We start from the raw sequence: 25,229 nt of genomic DNA, 5'->3' as shown, positions 1-25,229 counted from the left end.
CGATGGCCGAAGCGGTTGATCCCCCCTTTGATCGTCCCGACCGGGACTTCAATTCCTTGCCCGGTTGGACCTGGATAGGTACCTATGGCGGCTACTACCTCCAGTGCGACCTGCTCCAGTCGTTTGAGCACGGTTTTTTTACACGCCAGTGGCAGGGACGGGGGCCTGAGGTGCTGGCGGCTTATGTGAGCGCTGGGGTGAGTGTGCACCGTCTGCGCCAGGTGCACAGCGCCGTGGTTTTGCCAGCCAGTCAGGCCAGCGCCGATCCCTTTCCAGAGGCCGATGGTCTCGTTAGTGATGCCGGCGGCCAAAGCCTCTGGGCTTGTGGCGCTGACTGCACCCCGGTGCTGATTGCTGATCCCGCTACTGGCCGGGTGGCGGCTTGCCACGCTGGTTGGCGCGGTGTGGCTGGTGGCATCCTCGAGCGCGCCGTGCAGCAGCTGGTGGATGGAGGCAGCCGGCCGGCCGAGCTGCTGGTGGCCCTAGGACCAGCGATCGGTGGTGGCTCCTACCAAGTGCAGCGGCTGGTGTCTGAACAGGTTGCGGCGTCTCTAGCCGCCGCCCCTGAAGCGTCTTTGCTGCCTGTTTTGCTTGAGCAGTTGCGTCAGTGCGGCGCTCTGCAGGCCGATGAAGATCCTATGAAAGATCGCCTTGATATTCGTCTTGCAGCCCAGCTCCAACTGGAGCTACTTGGGGTGCCCACGGCGCAAATTGGCCGCTGCCCTCTTTGCACAGCCAGCGAACCACTGCTTTTTCACTCCTGGCGTCGCGATCAGGTGAAGGCGGTGCAGTGGGGCGGCATTGTTTCTCAGGCTTGAATCTTGGCGCTATTTCGAGCTGGATTCGCATTCAATTCAAGCCGCTTTGCTTGCAGTCGGGCCTGTTTCTGCGCAATAATGCAGTAGTTGCATAATTATCATCGATGCTCACTGGTGCCGACCTTCTCGCCAAGGTCAAAGAACTCGGGGATGTGAGCAAGTCTGACTTGGTTCGCGCTTGCGGCTATGTCTCCCACAAAAAAGACGGTTCAGAACGGCTGAACTTCACAGCCTTCTACGAGGCTCTCTTGAATGCCAAGGGAGTCGATTTTGGCGGTGCAGCCAAAACAGGGAAGGGCGGCCGCAAACTCAGCTTCAACACCAAGGTGCAGTTCAACGGCAACTTGATGGTCGGCAAGGCTTATACGGGCATGCTTGACCTCAAGCCTGGCGATGAGTTCGAAATCAAGTTGGGCCGCAAACAGATTCGCTTGGTACCACTGGGTGCTGAGGACGAGGAAGAGTGATCGACAGGGCTACCTGTTCGGCAACTTTGATGCCATCAATTGCTGCCGAGAGGATTCCGCCGGCATAACCAGCTCCTTCGCCGGCTGGGTATAACCCTGGGGTGTTTCCAGACTCCAGGGTTATTTCGTCTCTGGGCAGCCGCACAGGCGACGAGGTGCGGGTCTCTACACCGGTGAGCAGGGCATCGCCCATTAGGAAACCGGGAATGCGGCGCTCGAAGGCGGGCAGGGCCTCTCGGATAGCTGTCAGCACAAACTCCGGTAGGCAGCCAGCCAAATTCCCGTAGCAAACCCCTGGTTGGTATGAAGGAATCACTCCGCCTCTGTCTTGACTTGGGCGGTTGGCAAGGAAATCGCCAACCAGCTGGGCAGGTGCTTGGTAGTTAGAGCCGCCTGTAACGAAAGCGCGACCCTCCCAATGGCGCTGAAAAGCAACGCCGGCGAGGGGATCGTCGGCGCTTTCGCCGTAGGGCGTCAGATCGGCTAGCTCGATACCCACCACGATGCCGCTGTTGGCATTGCGTTCGTTGCGGGTGTGCTGGCTCATGCCATTGGTGACTACTCGACCTGGCTCCGAGGTAGCCCCCACAACCAATCCCCCCGGGCACATGCAAAAGCTGTAGACACTGCGGCCCAAGTTGGCTGTCTCACGGCAGTGATGCACCAGCTTGTATTCAGCTGGGCCCAGGCGGGGGTGGCCGGCGGCCGGCCCCCAGCGGGCCCTGTCAATCAAGCTCTGGGGGTGTTCGATGCGGAGACCAACTGCGAAAGGCTTGGGCTGCATCGCCACGCCGGCGGTTTTCAACATCTCAAAGCTGTCCCGGGCGCTGTGGCCAAGGGCCAGCACCACCTGGGTGGCGGCAATTCGTTCGCCGCTATCGAGCTGCAGAGCCTGAATGGAGCGGTCCACGGGATTCAGCTCCAGGCCGTCTACCCGGCACTGGAAGCGCACCTCGCCCCCTAGGGTCTCGATTCGTTGCCGCAACCCCCGCACCACCGTGGCCAGTTTGTAGGTGCCGATGTGGGGGTGGTGCAGGGTGAGGATGTCAGGGTTAGCGCCTGCGGCAACTAGCTCTTCAAGCACCTTGCGCACGTAGGGCTTGGCTTCGCTCACCTGGCTGTAAAGCTTGCCGTCGGAGAAGGTGCCAGCGCCACCCTCGCCAAATTGGGCATTGGATTCGGGATTGAAGTCAGCGCTCCCCTTCCAAAAGCCGAAGGTGTCGGCGCTGCGCTGCTTGACCGCCTTGCCCCGCTCCAGCAATAGGGGACGAAACCCCATTTGGGCCAGCAGCAGGGCCGCGAAATAGCCGCAGGGACCAGCTCCCACCACCACTGGTCGCATCTTGCCTGCGTTGGCTCCGCTTACGACGGGGTGATAGGTCGTGTCGGGGCTGGGCCGCAGGTGGGGGTCGCCGGCAAAGCGCTTCAGGAGCCGGGCCTCGGCCCTGGCATCAAGGTCCAAATCCAGATCAAGGCTGTAAACGAGGGTGATCGCCGCGCTCTTGCGGGCATCAACGCTGCGTTTAACCAGCCGCAACCCAAGTAGTTGATCGGGGGCGAGCCGCAGGCGCCTCAGCACTGCCGCCGCCAGGTCGGCCTCGCTGTGGTCGAGGGGCAGCTTCAATTCGCTCAGGCGCAGCACTACCGACTCCAGGGGGGCGCCTGGACGGGAGCCGGGCGCTGATTCATGGCGTTATTTCAGCAGTCTTGGCTCCACTACGCCTGAAATTGGATTGGGCTGCCAGGCTGGAAGCCGATGCGGCATCGATTCTTTGTCGATTACCCACTGCCCCCTTTGCATGGCCCTGGCGGCCCTTTGTGTGCTGCGAGCTACGGCCCACGGCACCTTGCTCTGGCGCTTGTCGGTCTGAGCGGGGCGCTAAACCATGGGCATGTTCCAGCGCAGCACAGCGAAGATGGTGACCTGGCCGATGGTCATCTGGCCTGGTGCCTACCTCTCCCGACGTGGCTTCCTCAGCTTGGCTGGCTTGGGAGTGGCCGCCTTAGCGGCATCAGGCCTGCGCCCTGATGCCGCTGCCGCCCCTAGGGGAGGTGCCAAACCGCTGCTGCCGCCCCGGGGCGACCTGCGCCTGGTCGCGATCAGCGATCTCAACAGCAGCTACGGCTCCACCAGCTATCTGCCGGAGGTGCTGCGAGCTGTCGAGCTAATTCCCAGCTGGAAACCCGATCTGGTGCTCTGCGGCGGCGACATGGTGGCCGGGCAGAAGCAGGGGCTCAGCCGCGTGCATCTGAGTGCCATGTGGGCCTCCTTCCACCGCCAACTGCTGGCACCTCTGGAGCGGGCCGGGCTGCCGGTGGCGATCACCATGGGCAACCACGACGCCTCCTCGGCGCGCTCTGCGGGCCAGTACATATTTGAGCTCGATCGCCAGGAAGCGGAGCGCTATTGGCGCGGCCAGCAGAACGCCTTGGGGCTCAAGTTTGTTGATGCCAGCCGCTTTCCCTTCGCTTACAGCGTGCGCCAGCACGACCTTTTCCTACTGGTGTGGGATGCCTCCTCGGCCGCCCTGCCCGCCGAACAGGTGGCCTGGGCCGAGCGCCAGCTGCGCAGCCCCGAGGCCCAATCAGCCCGGTTGCGCCTCGTGCTTGGCCATCTGCCGCTGCTGGCCGTAGGCCAGGGCCGGGACCGGCCTGGCGAGGTGTTGCAGCAGAGCGAGACCCTGCGCCAGCTGCTGGAGCGCACCGGGGCCCATGCCTACATCAGCGGCCACCATCACGCCTTCTTCCCAGGCCGGGTGGGTCAACTGGACCTGCTCAACCTCGGCGCCCTGGGCAGCGGTCCGCGCCGCCGGCTGCAGGACAGCACGGCTCCGGTGCAGACCCTCACCGTGATCGATGCCTTCTGGCCCCAGGGTGATGGCGCGGGACGTACGACCTACACCAGCTACAACATGACCACCCTGGAGTCGATCAGCAGCCAGCAGCTCCCCGCCCAGATTCAACCCAGCCAGGGACCGTCGCTGCGGCGGATCGGCTGAGAGATGCGGTTGGCGGCTCAGCCCAAGCTGGCCTCGATCCTGGCCACCTCCAGGCGGGTGGCGATCACGGCGTCGGGGTTGAGGCTGATCGAATCAATGCCCTCCTCCACCAGGAAGCGAGCGAAATCGGGGTAGTCGCTGGGGGCTTGGCCGCAGATGCCGATCTTGCGGCCGCAGCGTTTGGCGCTTTGGATTGCCAGGCGAATCATGGCCTTCACAGCCGGATGGCGTTCGTCAAACAACTCAGCCACCAAGGCTGAATCGCGATCGAGCCCCAGGGTGAGCTGGGTGAGGTCGTTGGAGCCGATCGAGAAGCCATCGAAGCGCTCGGCAAACGCCTCTGCCGCGATCACGTTGCTGGGTAGCTCGCACATCACATACACCTCCAGACCGTTTTCACCCCGCACCAGGCCGGAGCTGGCCATTTCTGCCAATACCCGATCCCCTTCCTCGGCGGTGCGGCAGAAGGGCACCATCGGGATCACATTGGTGAGTCCCATGCCGTCGCGCACCCGTTTAAGGGCCTGGCATTCGAGGGCGAAAGCAGCGCGGAAGGCGGGGGCGTAGTAGCGGGAGGCGCCCCGCCAGCCGAGCATCGGGTTCTCCTCGTTGGGTTCAAACGCAGCTCCCCCCAGCAGGCGCGCGTATTCATTGCTCTTGAAGTCGGAAAAGCGCAGGATCACCGGCCTGGGATAGAAAGCCGCTGCAATGCGGGCCATGCCCTGGGCGAGCAGATCCACGTAGTACTCGGCGGGGCTGGTGTGGCCGGCCGTTAACCGGGCTATCTGCTGCCGCTGCTGGGCGTCAGCAACCAGCTCAGGCTGGAGCAGGGCCAGCGGGTGCACCTTGATGTGATTAGCGATGATGAATTCCAGCCTGGCTAGGCCCACCCCGTCGCAGGGAATGGCCGCGAGGTTGAAGGCCTCCTCCGGATTGCCCACACTTATCAAGATCTGGGTGCGGGTGACGGGCAGATGGCCAATGGCCTGCTCCGTGACGCTGAACGGCAGGTTGCCCCGGTACACCCGGCCCACATCGCCTTCGCAGCAGCTGATCGTGATGGCGTCGCCGTCCTGGATGCGCTGGGTGCCATCACCGGTGCCAACGATGGCCGTAATGGCCATCTCGCGGGCAATGATCGCCGCATGGCAGGTGCGGCCGCCCTGGTCGGTCACCACGCCGCTGGCTCGTTTGAGGATCGGCTCCCAGTCGGGGTCGGTCCGTTCGGTGATCAGTAGGTCACCAGCCTCAAAACGGCTGATTTCGCCGGGATCTTTAATCACCCGGGCTACGCCGCTGCTCACCGAGGCACCGATGGCGCGGCCGCTCACCAGGGTTTCCGCTTGATGGGGCTCCAGGTGCCAGCTGCGCAGCACCGCCTGCTGCTGCCGCGACTGCACGGTTTCAGGACGGGCTTGGAGGATGAACAGCTCGCCTGTGAGACCATCTTTGGCCCACTCGATGTCCATCGGCGTGGGAGCACCACGCTTAGCGCTGTAGTGACGCTCGATTTGGCAGGCCCAGCGGGCCAGGGTTAGGCACTCGTCATCGCTGAGGGCGAAGCGGTTGCACTCGGCTTCCGGCACGGGCTCGTTTGTCACGGTGAGCCCCGCTTCCCCGTACACCATCCGGATCGCCTTGCTGCCCAGTCGCTTGCTGAGGATTGGCGCAAACCCCTGCTCAAGCGTTGGCTTAAAAATCAGCACCTCATCGGGGTTAACGGCCCCCTGCACCACGTTTTCACCGAGGCCATAGGCGGCGGTGAGCAGCACCGCATCGCGGAAGCCGGTTTCGGTGTCGATGCTGAACATCACCCCAGCGCAGGCCAGGTCGGAGCGCACCATGCGCTGCACACCGATCGAAAGGGCCACCTCCAGGTGGTCAAAACCATTGAGCTGGCGGTAGGAGATCGCCCGATCGGTGAACAGCGATGCGTAACAACGCCGGCAGGCCTGCAGCAGGGCTGCCTCGCCCTGGATGTTGAGGAAGGTCTCCTGCTGGCCAGCGAAGCTGGCATCGGGCAGGTCTTCGGCGGTGGCGCTGGAGCGCACTGCCACAGCTGGCAAAACGCCATCTGGTGTTGCCAGCTCTCGATAGGCGGCCAGGATCGCTTCGCTTAGGTCGGCTGGCAAGTTGGCGTTCAGCAGCAGGTTGCGGGCGGCTTTGCCGGCGGCCTGCAGGGCACCGAGATCATCAGCATCCAGGTTTTGGAGTAGGGCCTGCAGCGGAGTTCGAAGGTCGTTACTGCAGAGCATGTGGCGGTAGGCGGCGGCTGTGGTGGCGAAGCCTCCAGGCACCCGCACCCCCTGGCCCGCGAGCTCGCGGATCATTTCGCCGAGGGAGGCGTTTTTGCCGCCCACCGCGGCGATCGCTCCGATGCCAACAGCCGCGAACGGCACTACGAGCAGTTCGCGGCGGTTGGCATGGGTAATTGGCATGGGTAGTTGGCAGCCACCCCTGACTCTGGCGCCTTCTTGGAGCGTTGTCTTAACTGTTGAGCCAGCGATGCAGGCCCCACATCCCCTGCCGCTGGTTCGAAATGGGTGGCACAGTGGGTTGAAGCTTTTTCGTTGCTCGCAAGTTTCTGTGTCTCGCTTTTCTCTCGCCTGGATCACGGCTTCCGCCCTAAGTACCACCGCTCTGCTGGGAGCTCCTGCCTTCGCCCAGTCGCCTGGGGCTGCCGCCGCTGCGGCCAAGCCAGTCAGCATTGAGACCATGAACGATCTGGCTCTCGCCGCCGCCGTCAACGTATGTGAGCTGGCAGTGGAGCAAAAATTGGCGGTGCAGAACGCCGTTATCTCCAATGCCAAGGCGATCACCTACGTGGTGACCACTGCCCATGGCGGTCAGATAGCTGGCAGCGGCAAGCTTGAGGCTTCCCAGATTGTCAATGGCAGCATTGTGCAGATTGTGGGCCGGGTTAAGCAGGGCTGTTACGCCAAGATCACCGCCGCCGACAAAAAATTTGTGGACGAAGTGATAGCCCAATACACAGCCCAGGCCACCAAGGCCCAGCCCAAGAAGTAAATAATTTTCCCTTTGACTGGAGATCAGTCGGAGTCGGAAGACTCTGGCTTGCTCTCCGGTAGAAGTTGGGCCAGGAGCCCAGCCGCCATCAGCAATCCGCCCAAGCTAATGGCCAGGGTTTTATTGCTCGCCGCTGGGCCCTCACTCCATACCCCAGCCGCTAGGAAGGCACCTCCCAGCAGCAGGGAGGGCACCAGCACGATGCCCTTGGCGGTGCGATTCAGACTCATGGGCAGATAAGTGGCCGCATTCAGGTTGCGACGTTGGCACAGTCGGCGTTGCTATGGGAGTCGGCTTGGGCAAGACCAGCTGCGATTAAACCGCTGCCCAGATCTGCTGCTTGGTTTGTGCTGCCACGCACGGGAGCAAGCGGCTGAACCCTTGCCAACAGCACACCCTGCTTCTGGCCCATCGGCCGCAAATTGACGCGGGTGTGGCGAGGAACGGCTTGGCGAAGCCAGGCCAATGCCTCAGCCTGCTGAGCTTCAGCTACCTCAACACAGGCCAGCTGCACCGTGTAGCTACGGTTTTGGTCGCCTAGCTGCAGCAGGGTTGCCCCCCGCACCTGCAGCACCTCAGCTGCCAAGGCGGCTCCAGGCCACACCAGTAAAACAACCAGCAATGCGGCGAGCCATCTCAAAGCTTGGCTCCGCAGCTGGGGCAGAACAGGTGGGCACTTTCGGTGGTGCTGCCGCAGGAGTGGCAATGGCGGCTCGTGTCGATAGCCAGCTCCGGATGGGATGGCAGCCCAACCATCTGGGCATTGCTGGCACCCGGGGGCACCATCGGAAAGCAGTTCTCGTTGCGGCGCACCTTGACATCGATGAAGACAGGCCCGGGATGGTCAAGGGCCTCCTGCAGTTGCTGGCGCAGGGTGGCCCGTTCGTCGATGCGTACGCCACGAACGCCAAAGGATTCCGCTAAGGCCGCGAAATTCGGCATGCCATTGGTCATTTCCGAGGCCGAGTAGCGCTCTCCGTAGAAGCTCTCCTGCCACTGGCGCACCATGCCCTGCCAACCGTTGTTGATCACCACAACCTTCACCGGCAGGTTGTATTGGCTGAGAGTGCCCAGTTCCTGAATGTTCATCAGGATGCTGGCGTCGCCGGCGACACAGATCACCTGCTCATCCGGGAAGGCGGTCTGCACGCCCATGGCTGCGGGCATGCCGAACCCCATCGTGCCAAGGCCCGCCGAGCTGATCCAGCGCCTGGGGCCATTGTGTAGAAACTGGGCGGCCCACATCTGGTGTTGGCCCACATCTGTGGTGTAGAAGGCATCTGGTGCCAACTCCCTCAGGGCGACAACCACTTCCTGGGGGGCGATGTCTCCCTCCGGATCGGGCACCACCAAGGGGTAGTTCTGCTTCCAGCTGTCGATGCGCTGCAACCAGGCCTCGGTGCGCCCCTCTGAGCTGTCCTGGGCTGAGGCAGCCAGAAGGGCTGCTAGCGCGGCCTGGACATCGGCCACCAAGGCCACATCGGGGAGGCGGGTTTTGCCCATCTCCGCCGCGTCGATATCGATATGGATCACCTGGGCCCGGGGCGCAAAGCCATCCAGCCGGCCTGTGACCCGGTCGTCGAATCGGGCACCGGTGGCAATCAGCAGATCGCACTCTGTGACTGCGAAATTGGCATAGGCGGTGCCGTGCATGCCGAGCATGCCGACCGATTGGGGGTGCTTCTCATCGAAGGCTCCCTTACCCATCAAAGTGGTGGTGACCGGCAGGCGGAAGCGTTCGGCCAGCTGTTTCACGGCGCCATGGGCCCCGCTGCTGATGGCTCCGCCACCGACGTAGAGCAAGGGGCGACGGGCTTGGCGGATCAAGGCCAGGGCCGCGGCAACGGCTTCAGGGTCGGGACTGGGTGGCAACTTGAATCCAGCTGGGATCGCCGAGCCCGGAGCTACCGACGTGTAGTCGAATTCCTCCAGGCCCACATCCTTGGGCACGTCGATCAGCACCGGACCGGGCCTACCACTGGCAGCAATCAAAAAGGCTTCAGCCACGATCCTGCCGATATCGCGGGGATCGCGCACCACCCAGGAGTGCTTCACGATCGGCAGGGTTATGCCGAAGATGTCGGTTTCTTGGAAGGCGTCGGTGCCGATCGAGGCCCGGGGCACCTGCCCGGTGATTACCACCATCGGCACCGAGTCCATCTGGGCGGTGGCGATGCCGGTGACCAGGTTGGTGGCGCCGGGCCCCGAAGTTCCAAAGCAGACGCCAACTTTGCCTGTAGCTCGAGCGTAGGCATCGGCCGCATGGGTGCCGCCCTGCTCATGGCGCACCAGGATATGCTTCAACCAGCCACGAGACTCTGCCTTGTGCAGTTCGTCGTAGATGGGCAGGATCGCGCCGCCGGGATAGCCAAAGATGTGGCGCACTCCATGGCGATGCAGGGCGTCCATCAGGGCGTAGCCGCCGTTTACTCGCTGAGGAGCAAAAGCTTCAGCAGCAGAGTCATCACCAGAATTAGTGGCGGTAGCGGACTGAGCCGCAGAGGCGAGGGGCGTCAGCGTCACGGCTGCTGCAGGCCAATCAACTTGGCGGTTAACGGATTACGGCAACCCTAGTTGCCGGCGGCGCTTTCGGGGCAGCTGCCCGCCCAGGTTGCTGGCGCCTGCCGGCTGCCATAGCTCGTAGGATCTGGGCCGGGTCTAGCCAGCGGCCGCCATGGCGCATGCCCCAATGCAGGTGTGGACCAGTAGTGCGGCCGCTCATGCCCACATGGCCGATTAGTTGGCCCGTGCGTACGCCCTGGCCCTGGCGCAGCAGCACCTGACCACTGCTGTAGGTGCCGCCTGAAACCCGCCCAGATAGATGGCAGTAGATGTGCTCGTAATCGCCCGAGCGAATCACCAGCCCCAAGCCGCAACCTCCGTCGTTGATCACGTCCTGCACTGAGCCAGCCCACCAGTTGCGGATAGGCGATCCCATGGGCGCTGCGATATCAAGGCCGTAATGGGGCTCCACCCGACCCCAGGGGCCGGTGCGGGTACCGAAATGGCTGGTGTAGGCCAGAAAGCTGGTGACGGGAAAAAACCCCATCTGCCAGCGACTCTGGGCCAGCCCCGCCGAGCTGGACATCAGCAGCCAGGCGCTGCCGCTGACCATGACCGCCGCCGCGGTCAGTCCGCCCTGTCTTAGACGGCGCTCAGAGCAGGCCCAGAGCATGCAGTGGTCCCTTGCCGCTGAGTAGCTCCAGCAGGAAAGCGGAAAATCCCACCATCGCCAAGCGCCCATTCCAAACTTCAGAGCTGTTGTTCCAACCCCAGGCCCATTTGTCCTGGGGATACAGCTTCACCTTGCTGGGCAATTCGGCTGCCTGGTCGAGGTTCACCTCGGGTCCAGCCATGGCCTGCTGCACCAGATCGGCCAAGCCGTTGATGAAGGCTGGGGTGGTGTCTAGGGCTGGCACGCGCCGGAAATTGATGATGCCTGCCTCGGTCGCTATCTCCCGGTATTCGATATCGATCTCCTCGAGGGTCTCAATGTGCTCGCTGACGAAACTGATCGGCACCACCACCAAATCCTTGATGCCAGCGGCGCCGAGATCCTGCAGGGCATCGTCTGTGTAAGGCCTAAGCCACTCGACCGGACCAACCCGGCTCTGGTAGGCCAGCGTGAAGGGATTGGCGAAGCCCAGATCACGACCCAGTCGCTCCATGATCAGCTGGGCGCAGGCTTCGATCTCTTTTTGATAGGGATCGCCCGCCTCCTCCACATAGCTCTTAGGCACCCCGTGGGCGCTAAAGAACACATGGGCTTTTGAAGGTTCGGGGCAAGCCTGGATTTCGCGGGCAATCAGGCCGGCCATTGCACCCACGTAGCCGGGGTCGTCGTAGTAGCTGCGAATGCAGCGGATCGGCAGCCGGGAAAAGCCAATGTCGGCCTGGCGCAACCGCTGCAGCTCGCGGAAACTCGAACCGCTGGTGCTGATCGAGAAATGGGGGTAGAGGGGAAGTACCACCACCTCCTCAACCCCGTCGGCCTTGATGTCGGCCACGGCCGACTCGGTGAAGGGATGCCAATAGCGCATCGCCACGTAGCTGGTGGCTTCGATGCCGCGTGTGCGCAGTTCGCTCTGGAGTTCGCGGGCCTGTTGCTCGGTGATACGCCGCAACGGTGAACCACCACCAATGGAGCGGTACGCCTCCTGGGACTTGCCAGCCCGCAGAGTACTAATCAACCAGGCCAACGGTTTTTGTAGAGCTGGATTAGGCAACCGAATGATTTCCGGGTCGGAAAACAGGTTGTAAAGAAACGGACCAACGTCCTGGATACGCTCGGGACCACCGAGGTTCAGCAGCAGCACGCCAACTTTGGCCATGCCCTCGTTCCGCGCGGCTCAGAGGCTGTGAGCGTAACGCTGCCGCTCCTCCCCTAGCGACCAAGGCGCACGATCGATAACGTCAAGTTCTGTGCTGGAACGTCAGCCTCTGTGATGGGCCCATGGCAAAAGCAGCGGTGGAGCTGGATCTGGTTGGGGCAGATGCCAGCGCAGCAGTTTCCACTCAAGCCTTGTCCAAGTTGCAAATCCGCCTCGCCCAGGCAAACCAGGCGCTAGCCCAAGCCGGTGTCTCCTTGCGCATCGAGCTGCGCGGCCAAAGGTTGGGCCTGCGCGGGCCCCTTCCCTGTCGCCAGGGCTCGGGCCGCCACCCTGTGCAGCGCATCAGTCTCGGGCTGCCTGCCGATACTGCTGGTCTTGAGCTGGCTAGGGAGCGGCTTAAAGAGGTGTTGCGTCAGCTGCAGCAAGGGCGCTTCGCTTGGAGTGCCTGGGGGGTTCAACAAGCTCAGCCACCTACACCTTTGCCGTCACGGTTGCCTGCAGCTACACAGCCCGTCGCTGGCGATTTTCTGGGGTTGACAGCGTTTGAAGCAGCATTTTTTGCCGATCCCCGCCGCCGGCGCAACCCTGCCGGTTGTCGCACCACCTGGAGCAGCGCCTACCTGCCCTACCTGCGGCGCCTGGCGGCCGTTGCGGCCGAGCGCGACCTGCCCTTGGGTCTCCCCCTACTCGAGATGGCGCTAGAGAGCTATGCCGCCAGCAGTCGCAGCCGCCAGCAGTGCGGCACCGCCCTGGCCGCCCTGGCTCGCCACTTTGAGCTCGACCTGCCCGATAATTGGAGTGAGCGGGCTGCTGGTTATGGCCTACATGCGGCCCAATTCCGGCGGCTTCCGGGTGATCCTCAGATTTTGTTGTGGGCCGAGCAGATCCCCAATCCGGCCTGGCGCCTGGCCTACGGGTTGATGGCCACCTACGGCTTGCGCAATCACGAGGTGTTCTTCTGCGATCTTTCGGCCCTTGCCCCTGGTGGTGACCGGGTAATTCGGGTGCTGCCCACCTCCAAGACCGGTGAACATCAGGTGTGGCCGTTCCAGCCCGATTGGGTGGAGCATTTCGGCTTGGAGCAGCTGGGGGACTCCCAGCCGCCCTTACCAGCGGTGGCAACCGATCTGCGCCACACGACCCTGCAGCAGGTGGGCCGCCGTGTGGCTGAGCAGTTTCGCCGCTACGAGTTGCCGATCACCCCCTACGACCTGCGCCATGCCTGGGCGGTGCGAACCATTCACATCGGCCTGCCAGACACGGTCGCGGCCCGGATGATGGGCCACTCGGTGGCTATTCATACCCGCACCTATCACCACTGGATCACCCGGCGCGACCAGCAGCAGGCGGTGGATGCGGCCCTGGCCCGTCACCGCCAGAGTGGTGTCACCGCTTTGCTAACCCCGTGAATCAGCACCCCAGCGACCAAGCCTCAAGCCTTGATGCGGCCGCGGCGGAGCTGGGTCCCGGCGGTGATCTGGCGCCAGAAGCTGATCAGGATGGCTATCGCCGCCGCATGGCCCGACGCAAGGAGGTGCAGCAACAGCGGGTTGGTGAGCGCAACTTGGAAAAGGGCCTGGTGCTGGTGTTCACCGGCGATGGCAAGGGCAAAACCACGGCGGCCCTTGGCCTAGCGCTGCGCACCCTGGGTCATGGCGACCAGGTGGCGGTGGTGCAGTTCATCAAAGGGGGCTGGCAGCCCGGGGAGGCAAAAGCCCTGGAGCTGTTTGGCGAGGCGCTGCACTGGCACGCCCTGGGCGAAGGCTTCACCTGGGAAACCCAAGACCGGGATCGTGATCGGCAGCTGGTGCAGCAGGCCTGGGAGCAGTCGTTGGTCTATCTCGCGGATGCAAGTCGCAAGCTGGTGGTGCTCGACGAGGTAAACGTGGCCCTCAAGCTGGGTTACCTGGGAATTGAACAGGTGCTTGCCGGAGTGGACCTGCGGCCGGAGCTCACTCACGTGGCCCTGACGGGCCGGGGCGCCCCGCCGCAGCTGCTGGAGCGGGCCGACCTAGTCACCGAAATGAAGCTGGTGCGCCACCCCTTCAGGGAGCAAGGGGTCAAGGCTCAACGGGGGATTGAGTTCTGAGCCTGGCCGCGGCGGCAGGTTAATTCGCCAGGCCGTTGCTACGCTCCGGCAGATCAGGGGTATCAATGGGCTTCAAGCGCGTTCTCCTCAAGCTCAGCGGCGAAGCGCTGATGGGTGAGCAGGGCTATGGCATCGATCCTGAGATCGTGCAGTCGATTGCTTCCGATGTGGCTGCCTGCGTTGCCGGTGGCACCCAGCTGGCGATCGTGGTGGGCGGAGGCAACATCTTCCGCGGCCTGAAGGGATCGGCCGCTGGCATGGATCGGGCCACCGCCGACTACGTCGGCATGCTGGCCACGGTGATGAATGCCATCACCCTTCAGGACGGCCTGGAGCGGGCCGGTGTGCCCACCCGGGTGCAGAGCGCCATCTCCATGCAGGAGGTAGCCGAGCCCTACATCCGCCGTAAGGCGATCCGCCACATGGAAAAGGGCCGAGTGGTGATCTTCGCTGCTGGCACCGGCAATCCCTTTTTCACCACCGACACCACCGCCGCCCTACGGGCTGCTGAAATCGGCGCCGATGTGGTGTTCAAGGCCACCAAAGTGGATGGGGTCTACAACAAAGACCCCAATAAGCACGCCGATGCGGTGCGCTTCGAGAGTCTCTCCTTCTTGGAGGTGCTCAGCTCCGAGCTGGAGGTGATGGACGGCACCGCCATTGCCCTCTGCAAGGACAACTCCATTCCAATCGTGGTGTTTGACCTGTTCGGCCCCGGCAACATTGGCCGCGCCGTAGCCGGAGACCCGATTGGTACCCGTATTCACCCCTGACGCCAGCCATGGATTTGGAAGCCAGCATGCGCAAGTCGTTGGAATCGACCCAACGCACCTTCAACACCATCCGTACCGGTCGAGCTAACCCATCCCTGCTCGACAAGATTTCAGTGGAGTATTACGGCGCCGAAACGCCGCTGAAATCCCTCGCCACCATCTCCACCCCCGATTCCCAGACGATTCAGATCCAGCCCTTTGATGGCGGTTCGATGGGCCTGATCGAAAAGGCCATCTCCATGAGTGACCTGGGTCTCACCTGCAACAACGACGGCAAGGTGATCAGGATCAACATCCCACCCCTCACCGAAGAGCGGCGTAAGGATTTCTGCAAGCTGGCTGCCAAATACGCCGAGGAGGGCAAGGTTGCCCTGCGCAACGTGCGCCGTGACGCCATCGACAGGGTCAAAAAGCAGGAAAAAGACGGCGATCTCTCCGAAGATCAGAGCCGCGACGAGCAGGAAAAGGTGCAGAAGCTCACCGATAAATTCATCGCTGAGCTTGAGAAGCTTCTGGTTACTAAGGAAGCTGACATCCTCAAGGTGTGACCAGCTCGCCGCCTGGCGTGGCTGATGTGGTGGTGGTCGGCGCTGGTGCGGCTGGCGCTGCTGCTGCCTTCCACCTAGCAGCTGGCGGTTTAGAGGTGCTGCTGCTAGAGCGAGCCAGCTTCCCCCGATCCAAGCCTTGCGGTGGTGGCATGGCGGCCTCGATGCAGGGGCTATTTCCCTTCGATCTCAGCCCTGCAGTTGATGCGGTGATTGACCAGGTGCGCTTCACCTGGTGCCTGGGCGACCCGGTTACGGCGGTCCTGCCCGGTGATTCGCCCTTCTGGATCGTGCGCCGCTCCGTGCTGGATGCTTATTTGGTGGAGCAGGCCCAGACCGCTGGAGCCACTTTTCTGACTGGGGTGGCGGTGGAAAGCCTGCAGCGCGCAGGCGATTGCTGGCAGCTTCAGTCCCGCGGACCGGAGGGGAAACAGCTGCAGCTACAGGCCCGAGCCGTGGTCATCGCCGATGGCTCAGGCTCCCTATTGGCGGCTCGCCATGGCCTTGGTCCAAGCCAGCCCCGCTACGCCGAAACAGTGTCAGTGGAGGTGGATTGTGAGGTGAGCGACCCGAGCACGGCCCGGTTTGAGTTTGGCCTGGTGCGCCACGGTTTTTGCTGGACCTTCCCCCGCAAGGGGGGCTACAGCATTGGCGTGGGCACCTTCATTGGCCGAGACCCCGCCAATGCCGAGGCGGTGCTTAGCCAGCTGCTGCCCAGCCTCGGCCTGCCGCCGCATGCAGGCGTTCGCCAGCCGGGCCGCCTACGCATCTGGGATGGCCACCACCCCTTGCATGGCCAGGGTGCCAATGCCGGTTTGGTGGTGGTGGGCGATGCCGCCTCCCTCTGCGACCCCTTCCTGGCCGAGGGGCTACGGCCTGCCCTGATCAGCGGCTGCATGGCCGCAGAAGCTCTGATTCCCTGGCTAGCCGGTGATAGTCAGGCCCTGGTTGGCTACACCAATCGCATGCGGGCTGAGTGGGGCGCCTCGATGGCCTGGGGGAAGCGCATTGCCCAGGTGTTCTACCGGGTGCCGCGGGTTGGCTACCAACTCGGCATAAAGCGGCCAACGGCTCCCCAGCGCATCGCCCAGATCCTTTCCGGCGAGATGGGCTACGGCGATATCGCCCAGCGCGTGATCCGCCGACTGCTGTTTCAGCGCAATTGAAGGTCTGGTCAGATCTTGGTGCAGTCCTTGAGTTGGCGCAGCCGCTGGTCGATTGATCCCAGCAACTCAATCGCAAACATCGGCGATTCCTGCACGGCAAACAGAAACTTTTCGCGGTTCATCACCAGCACCTTGCAGGCGGTTAGGGCCTTGGCATTGCCGTAGCGGCGGTGATCACTGGTCACCAGTGCGCCTGCCCCGAATACATCGCCGGCGTTGATCTGTTCGTGGCCTTGGTCGCCATTCCAGCTGAGCTGGACCGAACCTTCAAGCAGTCCAAACATGCAGTCACCGGCCTCGCCAGAGCTGAAAATCAGCTCTCCAGGCTCAAGCTTGACCACCTCACCATTGCTGGCCAAGGCGCGCATGGTGTCGAGGGCGTTCACGGGGCCGCTATCCAGTACTTAAAGGTTAGTGTGACCCACCTCGGTTAAGCCTTGCTCAAGCCTGTCCCCACCAAGGCAGCCCCCAGACCTCCCTTGATGTCTTCCGGTGCAAGCCGCCCATCCTTATCGGTGTCGAGGGCATCAAACACCGCATCACTGCCAAGCCACTCCTCGCGGGTTATGCAGCCGTCGCCATCAAGGTCGTTGAGTAGGAAGATTTCATGCACGGCATGGCCAAAGGCGGCACCACCTTCCAGTTCGGCAAGACGGTGAGCTAGCTGGGCCTCCAAGGTTTCGATGGCCTTGCAGAAACCACGGATGCCCTCATCGAGTTTCTCGGTGGCCATTGGATCTGCGGCCAGCATCTGACGGAAATTAGCTTCGTCGAGGTGGATCTGGTCGTCGGTGGGGGCGGGGTCGAAGGCGTTGAGCTTGCGCTCTAGCTCGCCATCGGTGTGGCGCAGCTGATCAAGCAGCGCCGGCGAAATCGTCAGCAGGTCGCAACCGGCCAGCTCGATAATCTCTTCAATGTTGCGGAAGCTGGCCCCCATCACCTCCGTCTTGTAGTCGTAGGTCTTGAAGTAATTGAAGATTTGGGTTACGGAGATCACACCGGGATCTTCTGGACCTGGATAGCCGTCACGGCCGCTGCTCTTTTTGTACCAATCGAGGATTCTCCCCACGAACGGAGAGATCAGGGTGACGCCAGCCTCCGCGCAGGCGACGGCCTGGGCGAAGCCAAACAGAAGTGTGAGGTTGCAGTGAATACCTTCCCGTTCCAGTTGTTCAGCTGCGCGGATACCTTCCCAGGTGGAGGCCACCTTGATCAGTACCCGGTCGTTGCTGATGCCGGCTTGGTTGTAAAGGCCTATGAGCTTGCGGGCCTTAGTGATCGTTGCCTCGGTGTCGTAACTGAGGCGAGCGTCAACCTCAGTTGAGACGCGTCCCGGCACGATCTTGAGGATCTCCTTGCCGAAGGTGATGCAGATCTCATCGAGGGCTTCGCGCACCACGGCATCGGCGCCGGCGTCGGCACCCATCACCTGGCGCGACTCCTGCAAGGAGAGATCGATCAGATTCTGGTAGGTGGGGATCTGGGCTGCCGCCAGGATCAGCGATGGGTTGGTGGTGGCGTCGCGGGGCGTGAACTGCTTGATCGCGTCGATGTCACCGGTATCGGCCACCACCACGGTCATGGCAGCGAGTTGGTCGAGCAGGTTGGCCATTGGCTGGATGAGGGGGGCTGATGGCGGGGCATCGACCCGGGTTGCAGCCACGCTAGCCAGCGTTTTCGGGTTGTCCCAGCAGCGATGCCCTTCCTTGAGGGAACGGCCACAGGCGCTCAGGCGCGGGGCTTAGCTACTGCTTTCTGCAGCTCCTTGGGGTGGGAAGGGGGGATCCGCTCAAGCACCAGCAGGGCATCGATGATCTGGCGCGCTACTGGCGCCGCCACCGTGGAACCGAAGGTATTACCCCCCTTGGGCTCATCCACCACCACCAGCACCACGTAACGGGGATCGTCGATGGGCAGGTGGCCCACAAAGCTGGTGATCAGGGCCCCTGGGATGTAGACACCACGTTCAGCCTTCTGGGCGGTGCCGGTCTTGCCGCCGATGCGGTAACCGGGAATTTTCATACCCAGGCCGCTGCTGTTGTCCACCACCGATTCCATCCAGGCCATCACCGTGCGGGTGACGCCTGGATCAAGCAACTGAAGACCACTGCCTGCAGGTGCGCTGGCTAGGGCATCGCCGGAGCGCAGTCCGCGGGTGATATGCGGACTCACCAGACGGCCGCCGTTGGCAAGCATGGCGTGCAGTTGCAGCAACTTCAGCGGGGTTAGGGAAAACCCCTGGCCAAAGGCGGCGACAGCAGGTTCGATCGCCTGGCCGGTGAAGTCCTTGCGCGTCTTTAGCTCGCCGGCCACCGCCCCGGGCAGGTCGGTGTCGGGGGTTTCGTCGATCCCCATCGTGCGCAGCCAGTGCCAGAAGCGATCGCGCTTCACCTGGGCCATGGCCTTGACCATGCCGACGTTGCTCGACACCTGCAAAACGGTAGGGAAATCGATTAAGCCGTTAGCCCGCTTGTCGTGGTTGAAGATTGGCCAGCCGCCGATGCTGAGCTGGCCGGTGTCTGCAACGCGACCATTGGCCTGAATGGCTTTTTCCTGCAGGGCCACCGCCAGGTTGATCGGCTTGAAGGTGGAGCCAGGTTCGTAGAGGTCCTGCACAGACCATTCGCGGAACAACCCCGGATTAAATGTCCAGAACTTATTGGGGTCGTAGGTGGGTGTGGAAGCCAGCGCCAGCATTTCGCCATTGCGCACGTCCATTACCAGGGCCGCGCCGCGCTTGGCGTTCCACTTCTTCACCTGCTTTGCCAGGGCCTGAAGGGCTACCTGTTGCAAACGGGCGTCAAGCGTGAGCTGCAGGCGCAGGTCGTCGCCGTAGAGGGAGCCGGCCGTTAGGCCGGCTGGTAGGGGGGTGCCATCAGCGCCGCGGCGCATCTGCACGGCGGTCTCCTGGCGCTTGAGATCACTGTCGCGGCTTTGTTCCAGTCCAGCCTGGGGAACGCGTTCCAGGTTGAGAAAGCCCACCACGTTGGCGAAGAGGGAGCCCTGGGGATAGATGCGGTGTGGATAGGCCTCTAGATCGAGACCACTAATACCCAGTTGCCTTACCCGCTCTGCAGTTTCGGGGTCGAGGTCGGTGCGCAGCTTCACGCCGCTAGGCCGGCCGGCCATGGTTTGCAGTAGGGCTGGCTTGGGCTGGGCGAGTACGGCCGCCAGCTTGCCGGCCACCTCATCTGCCGTGCGGATTTTCTGGGGGTCGTCGCCTGGGAAGTTGAAATAACGGGGATGGGCCCAGAGTGTGAAACGCTGCTCATCGAGAGCCACTAGACGGCCATTGCGATCGACGATCGTGCGCCGCTTGCCGATGGGCTTGGTGGTTTGGGTCTGGATGGCATGGGCCCGGGTCTGCAGGTTGGTCGCATCCACCACCTGGAGCCAGGCGAGCCGACCCGCCAGGCCAACTAAACCGGCACAGAGCAAGCCGTAAACAGCTAGCAGGCGTCCAGCGGGAACTGGTTGGATGGCTACCACGCGTTGCTGGGAGCTGCGAGGAGCCCGAACCGGACCGCGCTGACGGCTGCTGTTCATTGAATTATTGCCATCAATAGGCCGTCCGGATCTGGCGCAGGGGCAGGCTGCTCAACAGTGGCAAGCCGGATGGGCCTGAAGCCACGCTCGGGGCCGGCAGGTAGATGAGTTTTTCGCTGCTGGTGGGTACCAGCCAGCCGGGACGCTTCACGGCGCCAAGGTGGTGCTGTTCCAGGAGGGCGGCTGATTCCTGCAGCTTGTGCTCCAGCACTTGGGACGACTCCATCTGCTGATAGCTCACACCCCATTGGTTTTGCCAGTGCAGGGTTAGGGCACTGAGGGCAAGCATGCAGATTCCGAGACCAGCCAGGGTGCCATCAGTGGCCCGGTGCAGGTTGGAGATCCAAGGTGCGCGGCGTTCCAGTTTGCGGCCGGAGAGCGAACCCTGAATCAGCTTGAGCGTGCGTTGCTGCAGCTTGCGACTTGGATTTGCCCCTGCAGTCACGCTGCGCTGTGGAGCCTGCCGGGGCGAAAGGGAGGCAACCAAGGGATCGGGCAATGCACTGCGCGATTGAACCATCCTTGGCGCCAGGCAGCAATAGCTGGCAGACGCTTAGCCAGCAAGTAACAACAAATTGGCAAAGGTGAGGCCATTCCAGAGGCTGTGCATCAGCACGCTGGGCCCGAGCCGTCCGCTCTGCAGCCGAAGCCAGCCCAGCCCTAGTCCCAACACAAATAAAGGTGGCAGTTCTCCCAAGCTGAGGTGGGCGATACCGAAAAGCAGGGCGCTCACGACCACTGCAGCCATCCCCCCCCAGCGCTGGGCCAGCACCGGCAGCAGCACCCCCCGAAACAAGGTTTCCTCAAATAGGGGTGCCAGCACCAAAGCCGTAATGGCGAAACACAACAGGGCAAGGGGATTGGCGCTGTTGAGCACGAGCTCAAGCAGGGGATTGCTGCCGCCGGGATCGCCAACCAAACGCTCCAGCAGCCATCCCACCAGGGCTACCAGCGGCAACACCAGCAACACCTGAAGCAAAGCTCGGCTCAGCGCACTAGCCAGCGGCCGCCAGTGCCACTGCAACCAGCCCCCTTGGGGCCTGGGTCCATGGGGTCGCAGCTGGCTCCACAACAAGACAAGTGGCGCTGCCATTAGGCCGCTATAGAGCCCCAACACCAGCAATCCCTGTTGCAGGGCCGGCTGGCTGGACAACGGTTTGAGCAGGCCCTGCAGCAGCGGCGCCAGCACAAGGGGCATCACCAGCTCGCCCAGCACCACGAACCCGCCAGCGATCAGCAGGGTCACCTCCGCCAGGGTGAGGGGTGGCCCAACCAGCGGGACGGGCGGAGCTGCCTTGCCGCGCCAGAGCAGCCACAGTTCACGCAGCAGCAGGGCTGAGCCCAGCAGCAGCAGCATCACCGGCACTACGGCGGTTCCGAGGAGGCGCAGCACTGCTGCCTGCTGGGCGGCGCGATCTCCACAAGCAACTTGGGGCTCGCTTAGGGCTTGGCACACCAGTTGGCTGCTCAGGGGAGACAGGTCCCAGCCCCTAAGTAGTTGCTCCAGTGCCGCTTGCTCTGGGGCGCGGGTGGCGGCTCTGGATACTGGTTCGAGCAGGGCCTTGAGCAGCAGGCGCTGCTCAGGTGGCACCTGCTGATTGAGATCTTGTAACCGCTGGCGTGCAGCACTCCCCTGGCCGGCCTGAAGCTCCAGTAGGGCCAGTTGCAGCTCTTGCTGAGGTGCTGGCGGCACGGGATTGCCATCCAACTGTTTCTGCAGATCAAGGCGCAGGGCCTCGAGGGGCTGGGCGCCAGTGAGGGCTTGGCGCAGGCCAGCCGGCAGTGCTGGTGCTGCCAGGGCGGTCAGCTCCAGTTGGCGCAGCTCCAGGGAATTGCCCACAGATGGGCGTTGCAGGCTGTCAACCAGGCCAGCGATCCAAAGCAGGCCACTGAGCACCAGGCTCAGCAGGGCAAGTCCAGTGGTCCATCCAGCGTTCTGGCGGGGTTGCGGGGGGGGGCTGGCGTTCAATCGCAGGCCCTCCAGGGCGCGCCGGTGTCGGGATTCTGGCCCGCACCCCTCCCATACGATGGGATCTGAGCAGCGACGAGCCCGTGCCCCTTCGGATTGTGTTGGTGCGCCATGGGCTGAGCAGCTTCAATTTGGAGCATCGAATCCAGGGCCGCGACGACCTGTCGAGCCTCACGGCAACTGGCCAGAGCCAAGCCTGTGCCACAGGAGCGGCCCTGCGCGATTTGACCTGCGCCGCTGCCTACTGCTCCCCTTTGCGGCGGGCCGCTGAAACCGCCCGACTGCTCCTGGCCGAGCAGGGCCAGGACCTGGTTGCCGAACAGGCGGAAGGGCTGCTGGAAATTGATCTGGCCCCCTGGAGCGGTCTGCTGCGACAGGAGTTGCAGGAGCGCTACACCGAGCAGGAGCAGCAATGGCGCAAAGCCCCTGAGTTGCTTGAGCTGCAGCGCCCCGATGGCAGCGCTTACCTGCCTTTGCAGGAGCTGATGGCCCAGGCCCAGCAGTTCCGTCATTTGCTGTTTGACCGCCATGCCGCCGCGCTAGCTGACGATCAGGCCCCTCACCAGACCGTGCTCGTGGTGGCCCATAACGCCATCTTGCGTTGCCTACTACTAGCCCTGCTGGAGCTGCCCCTCAGCGGCTTCCGCCGGCTGCGGGTCGACAACTGTTCCATCTCTGTGCTCAATGTCAGCAGGGGCGGCGTCCAGGTGGAGTCGCTCAATGGGGTGGCCCACCTGGGTGAGCCCCTGCCCCCTAAAGCTTCAGGCGCCCGACTGCTGTTGGTGCGTCACGGCGAAACCGACTGGAACCGAGAGGGTCGCTTTCAGGGCCAGATCGACATTCCCCTCAATGCCAACGGACGCTCCCAGGCCGAGGCCGCTGGCAGCTTTCTCGCCCCGGTGAGCATCGATCGCGCCTACACCAGCTGCATGGCCAGGCCACGCCAAACGGCCGAGGCAATCCTCGCTAGCCATCCTGGTGTGCCCCTCACCAGCAGCACGGGCCTAGTGGAGATCGGCCACGGCCTCTGGGAGGGCCGCTTGGAGCAGGAGATCGCCGCAGGTTGGCCCCAGCTGCTGGCCGATTGGAAGCGGGCACCCCACACCGTGCAGATGCCTGAGGGGGAGAATCTCCAGGAGGTTTGGGACCGCTCTTTAATCACCTGGGCTCGCATAGCTGCCAGCCTCCGCACCGACGAAACTGCCCTTGTGGTGGCCCACGACGCGGTCAACAAGACCATCCTGTGCGGGCTGCTGGGCCTACAACCCAGCGACATATGGGCCATAAAGCAGGGCAATGGCGGTGTCACGGTGATTGATTACCCCGATGGTCCAGCTGGCCGTCCTGTGGTGGCCGCCATGAACCTCACCTCCCATCTTGGAGGCGTGTTGGATCGCACCGCAGCCGGTGCTCTCTGAGTTTTGACGCTCCCCCTCTGGCTTCACCAGGTTCAGCTGCTCACCGGTCCTGGCCAACCGATCATTAGGGCAGATGCCCTGATCGATAGGGGTGGCGAGCTGCTCCTCTGGGGCGAAGGCGCCAGCCATAGGGCCCAGGCCCTTGGCCTCAGCCCCACCGACGCCCGTTCCTGGCTACTAGCCCCAGTGCTGGTTGACCCCCACAGCGTGCTGGAGCAACCTTGCGGCGGGCGAGCGGAAGATCTGGCCAGCTTGACGGCCGCCGCTGCTGCTGGCGGCTACGGCACCGTGGCCCTGCTGCCCTGGGCAACTCCCTGGCGTGATCGACCGGAGCGGCTTGGTTTGGAGTGGGCCGAGCCGATGCAATTACTGCTTTGGGGCAGTTTCAGCCTGGATGGTGCCGATCAGGAGCTGGCCCCCCATGCCGATCAAATCGCTGCCGGTGCCATCGGTTTGGCCTGCGCTGATCAGCAACCACCGTTGGCTTTGCTGGAGCGGGGCCTGCTGCTGGGGGAGATGGGCAGCCGGCCCGTGCTGGTGGCCCCGCGCGATGCCGGCTTTAGCGGCGGTGGCTTCGTGCGCGAGGGGGTTGATGCTCTTCGGGCGGGCTGGCCCCTTGATCCGGAGCTCAGCGAAACCCTGCCGCTGCAGAGCCTGCTCAGCCTGGCTCAGGCGCGCTCGGCGGTGGCGCTGCGGCTTATGAACCTATCCACAGCCGCTGGGGTGGATCTGTTGGCCCAGGCCCCCAAGCGCCCCCTGGCCAGCGTCAGCTGGTGGCACCTGCTCGCTGATAGCGGCAATCTCCACCCCACCGAGGAGGGCTGGCGGCTGCGGCCCAGCTTGGGAACTCCCGCTGATCGCCTGGGCTTGCTCGCTGGCCTAGAGCAGCGGCTGCTTACGGCCGTGGCCGTGCACCATCTGCCCCTTGATGCGGAAGAGCAGCTGCTGCCCCTCGATCAGCGGCGGGCCGGAGTGGCCGGCCATGGCGCCCGCCATGGGCTTGTGCTGCCGCTGTTGTGGCAAGAGCTGGTGCAGCGCCGCGGCTGGGGCGTGGAGCTGCTCTGGCAGGCCCTGAGCTGGGGAGGCTCCGAGTTGCTGGGGCTGCCCCCCGAGCAATTAAGCCACGGAACTCGCCGCTGGCTGCTGTTTGACCCCCAGCACCCCTGGAGCTGGGAGCGGAGTGAATCCTTGTCGATGGCAGCCAACCAGCCTCGCTTGGGCCAGTCGCTATGCGGGGCCGTGCGGGCTACCGGCCTGCAGCCGGCAGATCACTGGAGCTTGTGACTCCAAGGGCACCGGTTTGGTTGAAGGGGTAAAAGCGCCAGAAGGCCCGACCGATGATTTCGCTTTCGGGCAGGAACGCTCCCCCGGGCCAGAAGCGGCCATCCCAGCTGTTGGCCCGGTTGTCGCCCAGGGTGAGCACGTGGCCAGCTGGAACGACGGCATTCAAGGTTCGGCATGGACCCATACCCTGGCTATCTACGGGGCAATCGCCTTGGACGTAGGGCTCGGCCAGCCGCTGGCCATCGATGAATACGTGTCCCCTTGGATCCACCACAACCCTTTCACCGGGCAGAGCTACAACCCGCTTGATGTAGGCATCGCAGGCAGGGTTGGCAACCCCGGGCAGGCTGCCCAGGAGAGGCAGATTCACCAGCAGGCAACGCAGGGGATTGGAGCTTGATCCAGCTGCCAGCACCGGGTCAAAGCGGTGGGGCGAATGGAATACGACAATCTCGCCGCGCCGCGGCGAGCGCTGGCGATAGCTCAGCTTTTCCACTAAAAGGCGGTCCTGAAGCTGCAGCCCTGGCAGCATCGAACCCGAGGGGATGTAGCGGGCTTCCACCAGAAACTGGCGAATACCTAGAGCCACAGCCAAGGTGATCAGGACGCTGCGCCAGAAGTCCCAGGGGCTCTCTTGGGGTGCCTGTTCGGGCTGGATCAGGGAGGGGCTGGGACTGCCGCCCTCCTGATTGGCAACCTGACCACTCTCTGGACTGTTGGAAGGGCTCAAGACAGCAGATCTCCTTTGTTCAGGTTCACCGAACCAGACAGGGCAGATTAGGCACAACAACCACCCC

General features: G+C 63.4%; 24 protein-coding genes. 11 read left to right on the top strand and 13 right to left on the bottom strand.

The annotated features are described in order from the left end of the window. Nucleotides 1-2: 2 nt before the first annotated feature. A complete protein-coding gene (pgeF, locus tag KBY73_RS10515; RefSeq protein WP_254937055.1) occupies nt 3-818 on the top strand; it encodes a peptidoglycan editing factor PgeF in 816 nt (271 codons plus the stop codon). Nucleotides 819-922: 104 nt separating this feature from the next. After that, nucleotides 923-1,285: an AbrB family transcriptional regulator gene (locus KBY73_RS10510; protein WP_254937054.1), complete on the top strand. Its 363-nt coding sequence runs from the start codon at nt 923-925 to the stop codon at nt 1,283-1,285. Here the strand turns inward: KBY73_RS10510 and KBY73_RS10505 are convergent. Beyond that, entirely contained in the window at nt 1,224-2,927 is a 1,704-nt protein-coding gene (locus KBY73_RS10505; RefSeq protein WP_254937053.1) for an NAD(P)/FAD-dependent oxidoreductase, read from the bottom strand. The genes KBY73_RS10510 and KBY73_RS10505 overlap by 62 nt on opposite strands. Before the next feature lie 289 nt (nt 2,928-3,216). Between KBY73_RS10505 and KBY73_RS10500 the strand changes: the two genes are divergently transcribed. Beyond that, nucleotides 3,217-4,284, top strand: coding sequence for a metallophosphoesterase (locus tag KBY73_RS10500; RefSeq protein ID WP_254937052.1), 1,068 nt, complete (start codon nt 3,217-3,219; stop codon nt 4,282-4,284). A gap of 17 nt (nt 4,285-4,301) precedes the next feature. On the opposite strand, the gene ppsA is transcribed toward KBY73_RS10500, so the two are convergent. Continuing rightward, entirely contained in the window at nt 4,302-6,722 is a 2,421-nt protein-coding gene (ppsA, locus tag KBY73_RS10495) for a phosphoenolpyruvate synthase (protein ID WP_254937051.1), read from the bottom strand. 148 nt (nt 6,723-6,870) lie between these two features. On the opposite strand from ppsA, the gene KBY73_RS10490 reads away from it, so the two are divergent. After that, nucleotides 6,871-7,311, top strand: a complete 441-nt coding sequence (locus KBY73_RS10490; protein WP_254937050.1) for a hypothetical protein — start codon at nt 6,871-6,873, stop codon at nt 7,309-7,311. 23 nt (nt 7,312-7,334) lie between these two features. Here the strand turns inward: KBY73_RS10490 and KBY73_RS10485 are convergent, their stop codons facing one another. The 5 genes from KBY73_RS10485 to hemH all read right to left on the bottom strand — a co-directional run bounded on the left by KBY73_RS10485 (nt 7,335) and on the right by hemH (nt 11,642). Next, on the bottom strand, nt 7,335-7,541 hold the full coding sequence (locus KBY73_RS10485) for a GIVxVP protein (RefSeq protein ID WP_254937049.1): 207 nt from the start codon (nt 7,539-7,541) through the stop codon (nt 7,335-7,337). Nucleotides 7,542-7,561: 20 nt separating this feature from the next. After that, nucleotides 7,562-7,951, bottom strand: coding sequence for a hypothetical protein (locus tag KBY73_RS10480; RefSeq protein ID WP_254937048.1), 390 nt, complete (start codon nt 7,949-7,951; stop codon nt 7,562-7,564). After that, nucleotides 7,948-9,720, bottom strand: coding sequence for a biosynthetic-type acetolactate synthase large subunit (ilvB, locus tag KBY73_RS10475; RefSeq protein ID WP_396097051.1), 1,773 nt, complete (start codon nt 9,718-9,720; stop codon nt 7,948-7,950). The genes KBY73_RS10480 and ilvB overlap by 4 nt, the downstream gene beginning before the upstream one ends. Nucleotides 9,721-9,862: 142 nt before the next feature. Then, entirely contained in the window at nt 9,863-10,426 is a 564-nt protein-coding gene (locus KBY73_RS10470; RefSeq protein WP_254937046.1) for a M23 family metallopeptidase, read from the bottom strand. 40 nt (nt 10,427-10,466) lie between these two features. Beyond that, the gene (gene hemH / locus KBY73_RS10465; RefSeq protein ID WP_254937045.1) at nt 10,467-11,642 is read right to left on the bottom strand and encodes a ferrochelatase; all 1,176 of its coding nucleotides are present in this window, start codon (nt 11,640-11,642) and stop codon (nt 10,467-10,469) included. 191 nt (nt 11,643-11,833) lie between these two features. Here hemH and KBY73_RS10460 point away from each other — a divergent pair, with 191 nt between their 5' ends. The 5 genes from KBY73_RS10460 (at nt 11,834) to KBY73_RS10440 (ending at nt 16,215) form a co-directional block, all read left to right on the top strand. Beyond that, nucleotides 11,834-13,051 (top strand): site-specific integrase, encoded by a 1,218-nt coding sequence (locus tag KBY73_RS10460; protein ID WP_254937044.1) that lies wholly within the window; start codon nt 11,834-11,836, stop codon nt 13,049-13,051. Continuing rightward, complete coding sequence (cobO, locus tag KBY73_RS10455) at nt 13,048-13,731, top strand: cob(I)yrinic acid a,c-diamide adenosyltransferase (RefSeq protein ID WP_254937043.1); 684 nt, start codon at nt 13,048-13,050, stop codon at nt 13,729-13,731. Before KBY73_RS10460 ends, cobO begins: the two co-directional genes overlap by 4 nt. A 65-nt stretch (nt 13,732-13,796) precedes the next feature. After that, nucleotides 13,797-14,504 (top strand): UMP kinase, encoded by a 708-nt coding sequence (gene pyrH / locus KBY73_RS10450; protein ID WP_106502448.1) that lies wholly within the window; start codon nt 13,797-13,799, stop codon nt 14,502-14,504. A gap of 8 nt (nt 14,505-14,512) precedes the next feature. Continuing rightward, nucleotides 14,513-15,052: a ribosome recycling factor gene (gene frr, locus KBY73_RS10445; protein ID WP_254937042.1), complete on the top strand. Its 540-nt coding sequence runs from the start codon at nt 14,513-14,515 to the stop codon at nt 15,050-15,052. After that, entirely contained in the window at nt 15,049-16,215 is a 1,167-nt protein-coding gene (locus KBY73_RS10440; protein WP_254937041.1) for an NAD(P)/FAD-dependent oxidoreductase, read from the top strand. Before frr ends, KBY73_RS10440 begins: the two co-directional genes overlap by 4 nt. Nucleotides 16,216-16,223: 8 nt before the next feature. Here the strand turns inward: KBY73_RS10440 and KBY73_RS10435 are convergent, their stop codons facing one another. The 5 genes from KBY73_RS10435 to KBY73_RS10415 all read right to left on the bottom strand — a co-directional run bounded on the left by KBY73_RS10435 (nt 16,224) and on the right by KBY73_RS10415 (nt 21,730). Beyond that, nucleotides 16,224-16,601: a Crp/Fnr family transcriptional regulator gene (locus KBY73_RS10435; RefSeq protein ID WP_254937040.1), complete on the bottom strand. Its 378-nt coding sequence runs from the start codon at nt 16,599-16,601 to the stop codon at nt 16,224-16,226. Between the two features lie 44 nt (nt 16,602-16,645). Next, complete coding sequence (locus tag KBY73_RS10430) at nt 16,646-17,827, bottom strand: transaldolase (protein ID WP_254937039.1); 1,182 nt, start codon at nt 17,825-17,827, stop codon at nt 16,646-16,648. A gap of 116 nt (nt 17,828-17,943) precedes the next feature. Beyond that, nucleotides 17,944-19,761 carry a penicillin-binding protein 2 gene (locus KBY73_RS10425; protein WP_254937038.1) on the bottom strand — a complete coding sequence of 606 codons (1,818 nt, stop codon included), beginning with the start codon at nt 19,759-19,761 and terminating at the stop codon, nt 17,944-17,946. Between the two features lie 13 nt (nt 19,762-19,774). Next, nucleotides 19,775-20,281, bottom strand: a complete 507-nt coding sequence (locus KBY73_RS10420) for a hypothetical protein (protein ID WP_254937037.1) — start codon at nt 20,279-20,281, stop codon at nt 19,775-19,777. 33 nt (nt 20,282-20,314) lie between these two features. Continuing rightward, a complete protein-coding gene (locus KBY73_RS10415) occupies nt 20,315-21,730 on the bottom strand; it encodes a CPBP family intramembrane glutamic endopeptidase (protein ID WP_254937036.1) in 1,416 nt (471 codons plus the stop codon). 83 nt (nt 21,731-21,813) lie between these two features. On the opposite strand from KBY73_RS10415, the gene KBY73_RS10410 reads away from it, so the two are divergent. Further along, nucleotides 21,814-23,148, top strand: coding sequence for a histidine phosphatase family protein (locus tag KBY73_RS10410; protein ID WP_254937035.1), 1,335 nt, complete (start codon nt 21,814-21,816; stop codon nt 23,146-23,148). A 3-nt stretch (nt 23,149-23,151) separates the two neighbouring features. Beyond that, nucleotides 23,152-24,432: a dihydroorotase gene (locus tag KBY73_RS10405; protein WP_254937034.1), complete on the top strand. Its 1,281-nt coding sequence runs from the start codon at nt 23,152-23,154 to the stop codon at nt 24,430-24,432. On the opposite strand, the gene lepB is transcribed toward KBY73_RS10405, so the two are convergent. Continuing rightward, on the bottom strand, nt 24,395-25,162 hold the full coding sequence (lepB, locus tag KBY73_RS10400; RefSeq protein ID WP_396096967.1) for a signal peptidase I: 768 nt from the start codon (nt 25,160-25,162) through the stop codon (nt 24,395-24,397). The two genes, KBY73_RS10405 and lepB, sit on opposite strands and share 38 nt — an antisense overlap. Nucleotides 25,163-25,229: the final 67 nt, after the last annotated feature.

The organism is Cyanobium sp. Tous-M-B4, assembly GCF_024345395.1.
Classification (GTDB): Bacteria; Cyanobacteriota; Cyanobacteriia; order PCC-6307; family Cyanobiaceae; genus Cyanobium_A.
This window is presented reverse-complemented; position numbering and strand designations above follow the sequence as displayed.

Bases quoted from the DNA above. Each gene is read 5' to 3' on its own strand.
- KBY73_RS10430 (WP_254937039.1), bottom strand. From the start codon at position 17,827: ATGGCCAACCTGCTCGACCAACTCGCTGCCATGACCGTGGTGGTGGCC.
- frr (WP_254937042.1), top strand. From the start codon at position 14,513: ATGGATTTGGAAGCCAGCATGCGCAAGTCGTTGGAATCGACCCAACGC.
- KBY73_RS10500 (WP_254937052.1), top strand. From the start codon at position 3,217: ATGGTCATCTGGCCTGGTGCCTACCTCTCCCGACGTGGCTTCCTCAGC.
- KBY73_RS10485 (WP_254937049.1), bottom strand. From the start codon at position 7,541: ATGAGTCTGAATCGCACCGCCAAGGGCATCGTGCTGGTGCCCTCCCTG.
- pyrH (WP_106502448.1), top strand. From the start codon at position 13,797: ATGGGCTTCAAGCGCGTTCTCCTCAAGCTCAGCGGCGAAGCGCTGATG.
- ilvB (WP_396097051.1), bottom strand. From the start codon at position 9,720: ATGGACGCCCTGCATCGCCATGGAGTGCGCCACATCTTTGGCTATCCC.
- KBY73_RS10470 (WP_254937046.1), bottom strand. From the start codon at position 10,426: ATGGTCAGCGGCAGCGCCTGGCTGCTGATGTCCAGCTCGGCGGGGCTG.
- KBY73_RS10420 (WP_254937037.1), bottom strand. From the start codon at position 20,281: ATGGTTCAATCGCGCAGTGCATTGCCCGATCCCTTGGTTGCCTCCCTT.
- KBY73_RS10425 (WP_254937038.1), bottom strand. From the start codon at position 19,761: ATGAACAGCAGCCGTCAGCGCGGTCCGGTTCGGGCTCCTCGCAGCTCC.
- hemH (WP_254937045.1), bottom strand. From the start codon at position 11,642: ATGGCCAAAGTTGGCGTGCTGCTGCTGAACCTCGGTGGTCCCGAGCGT.
- ppsA (WP_254937051.1), bottom strand. From the start codon at position 6,722: ATGCCAATTACCCATGCCAACCGCCGCGAACTGCTCGTAGTGCCGTTC.
- pgeF (WP_254937055.1), top strand. From the start codon at position 3: ATGGCCGAAGCGGTTGATCCCCCCTTTGATCGTCCCGACCGGGACTTC.
- KBY73_RS10510 (WP_254937054.1), top strand. From the start codon at position 923: ATGCTCACTGGTGCCGACCTTCTCGCCAAGGTCAAAGAACTCGGGGAT.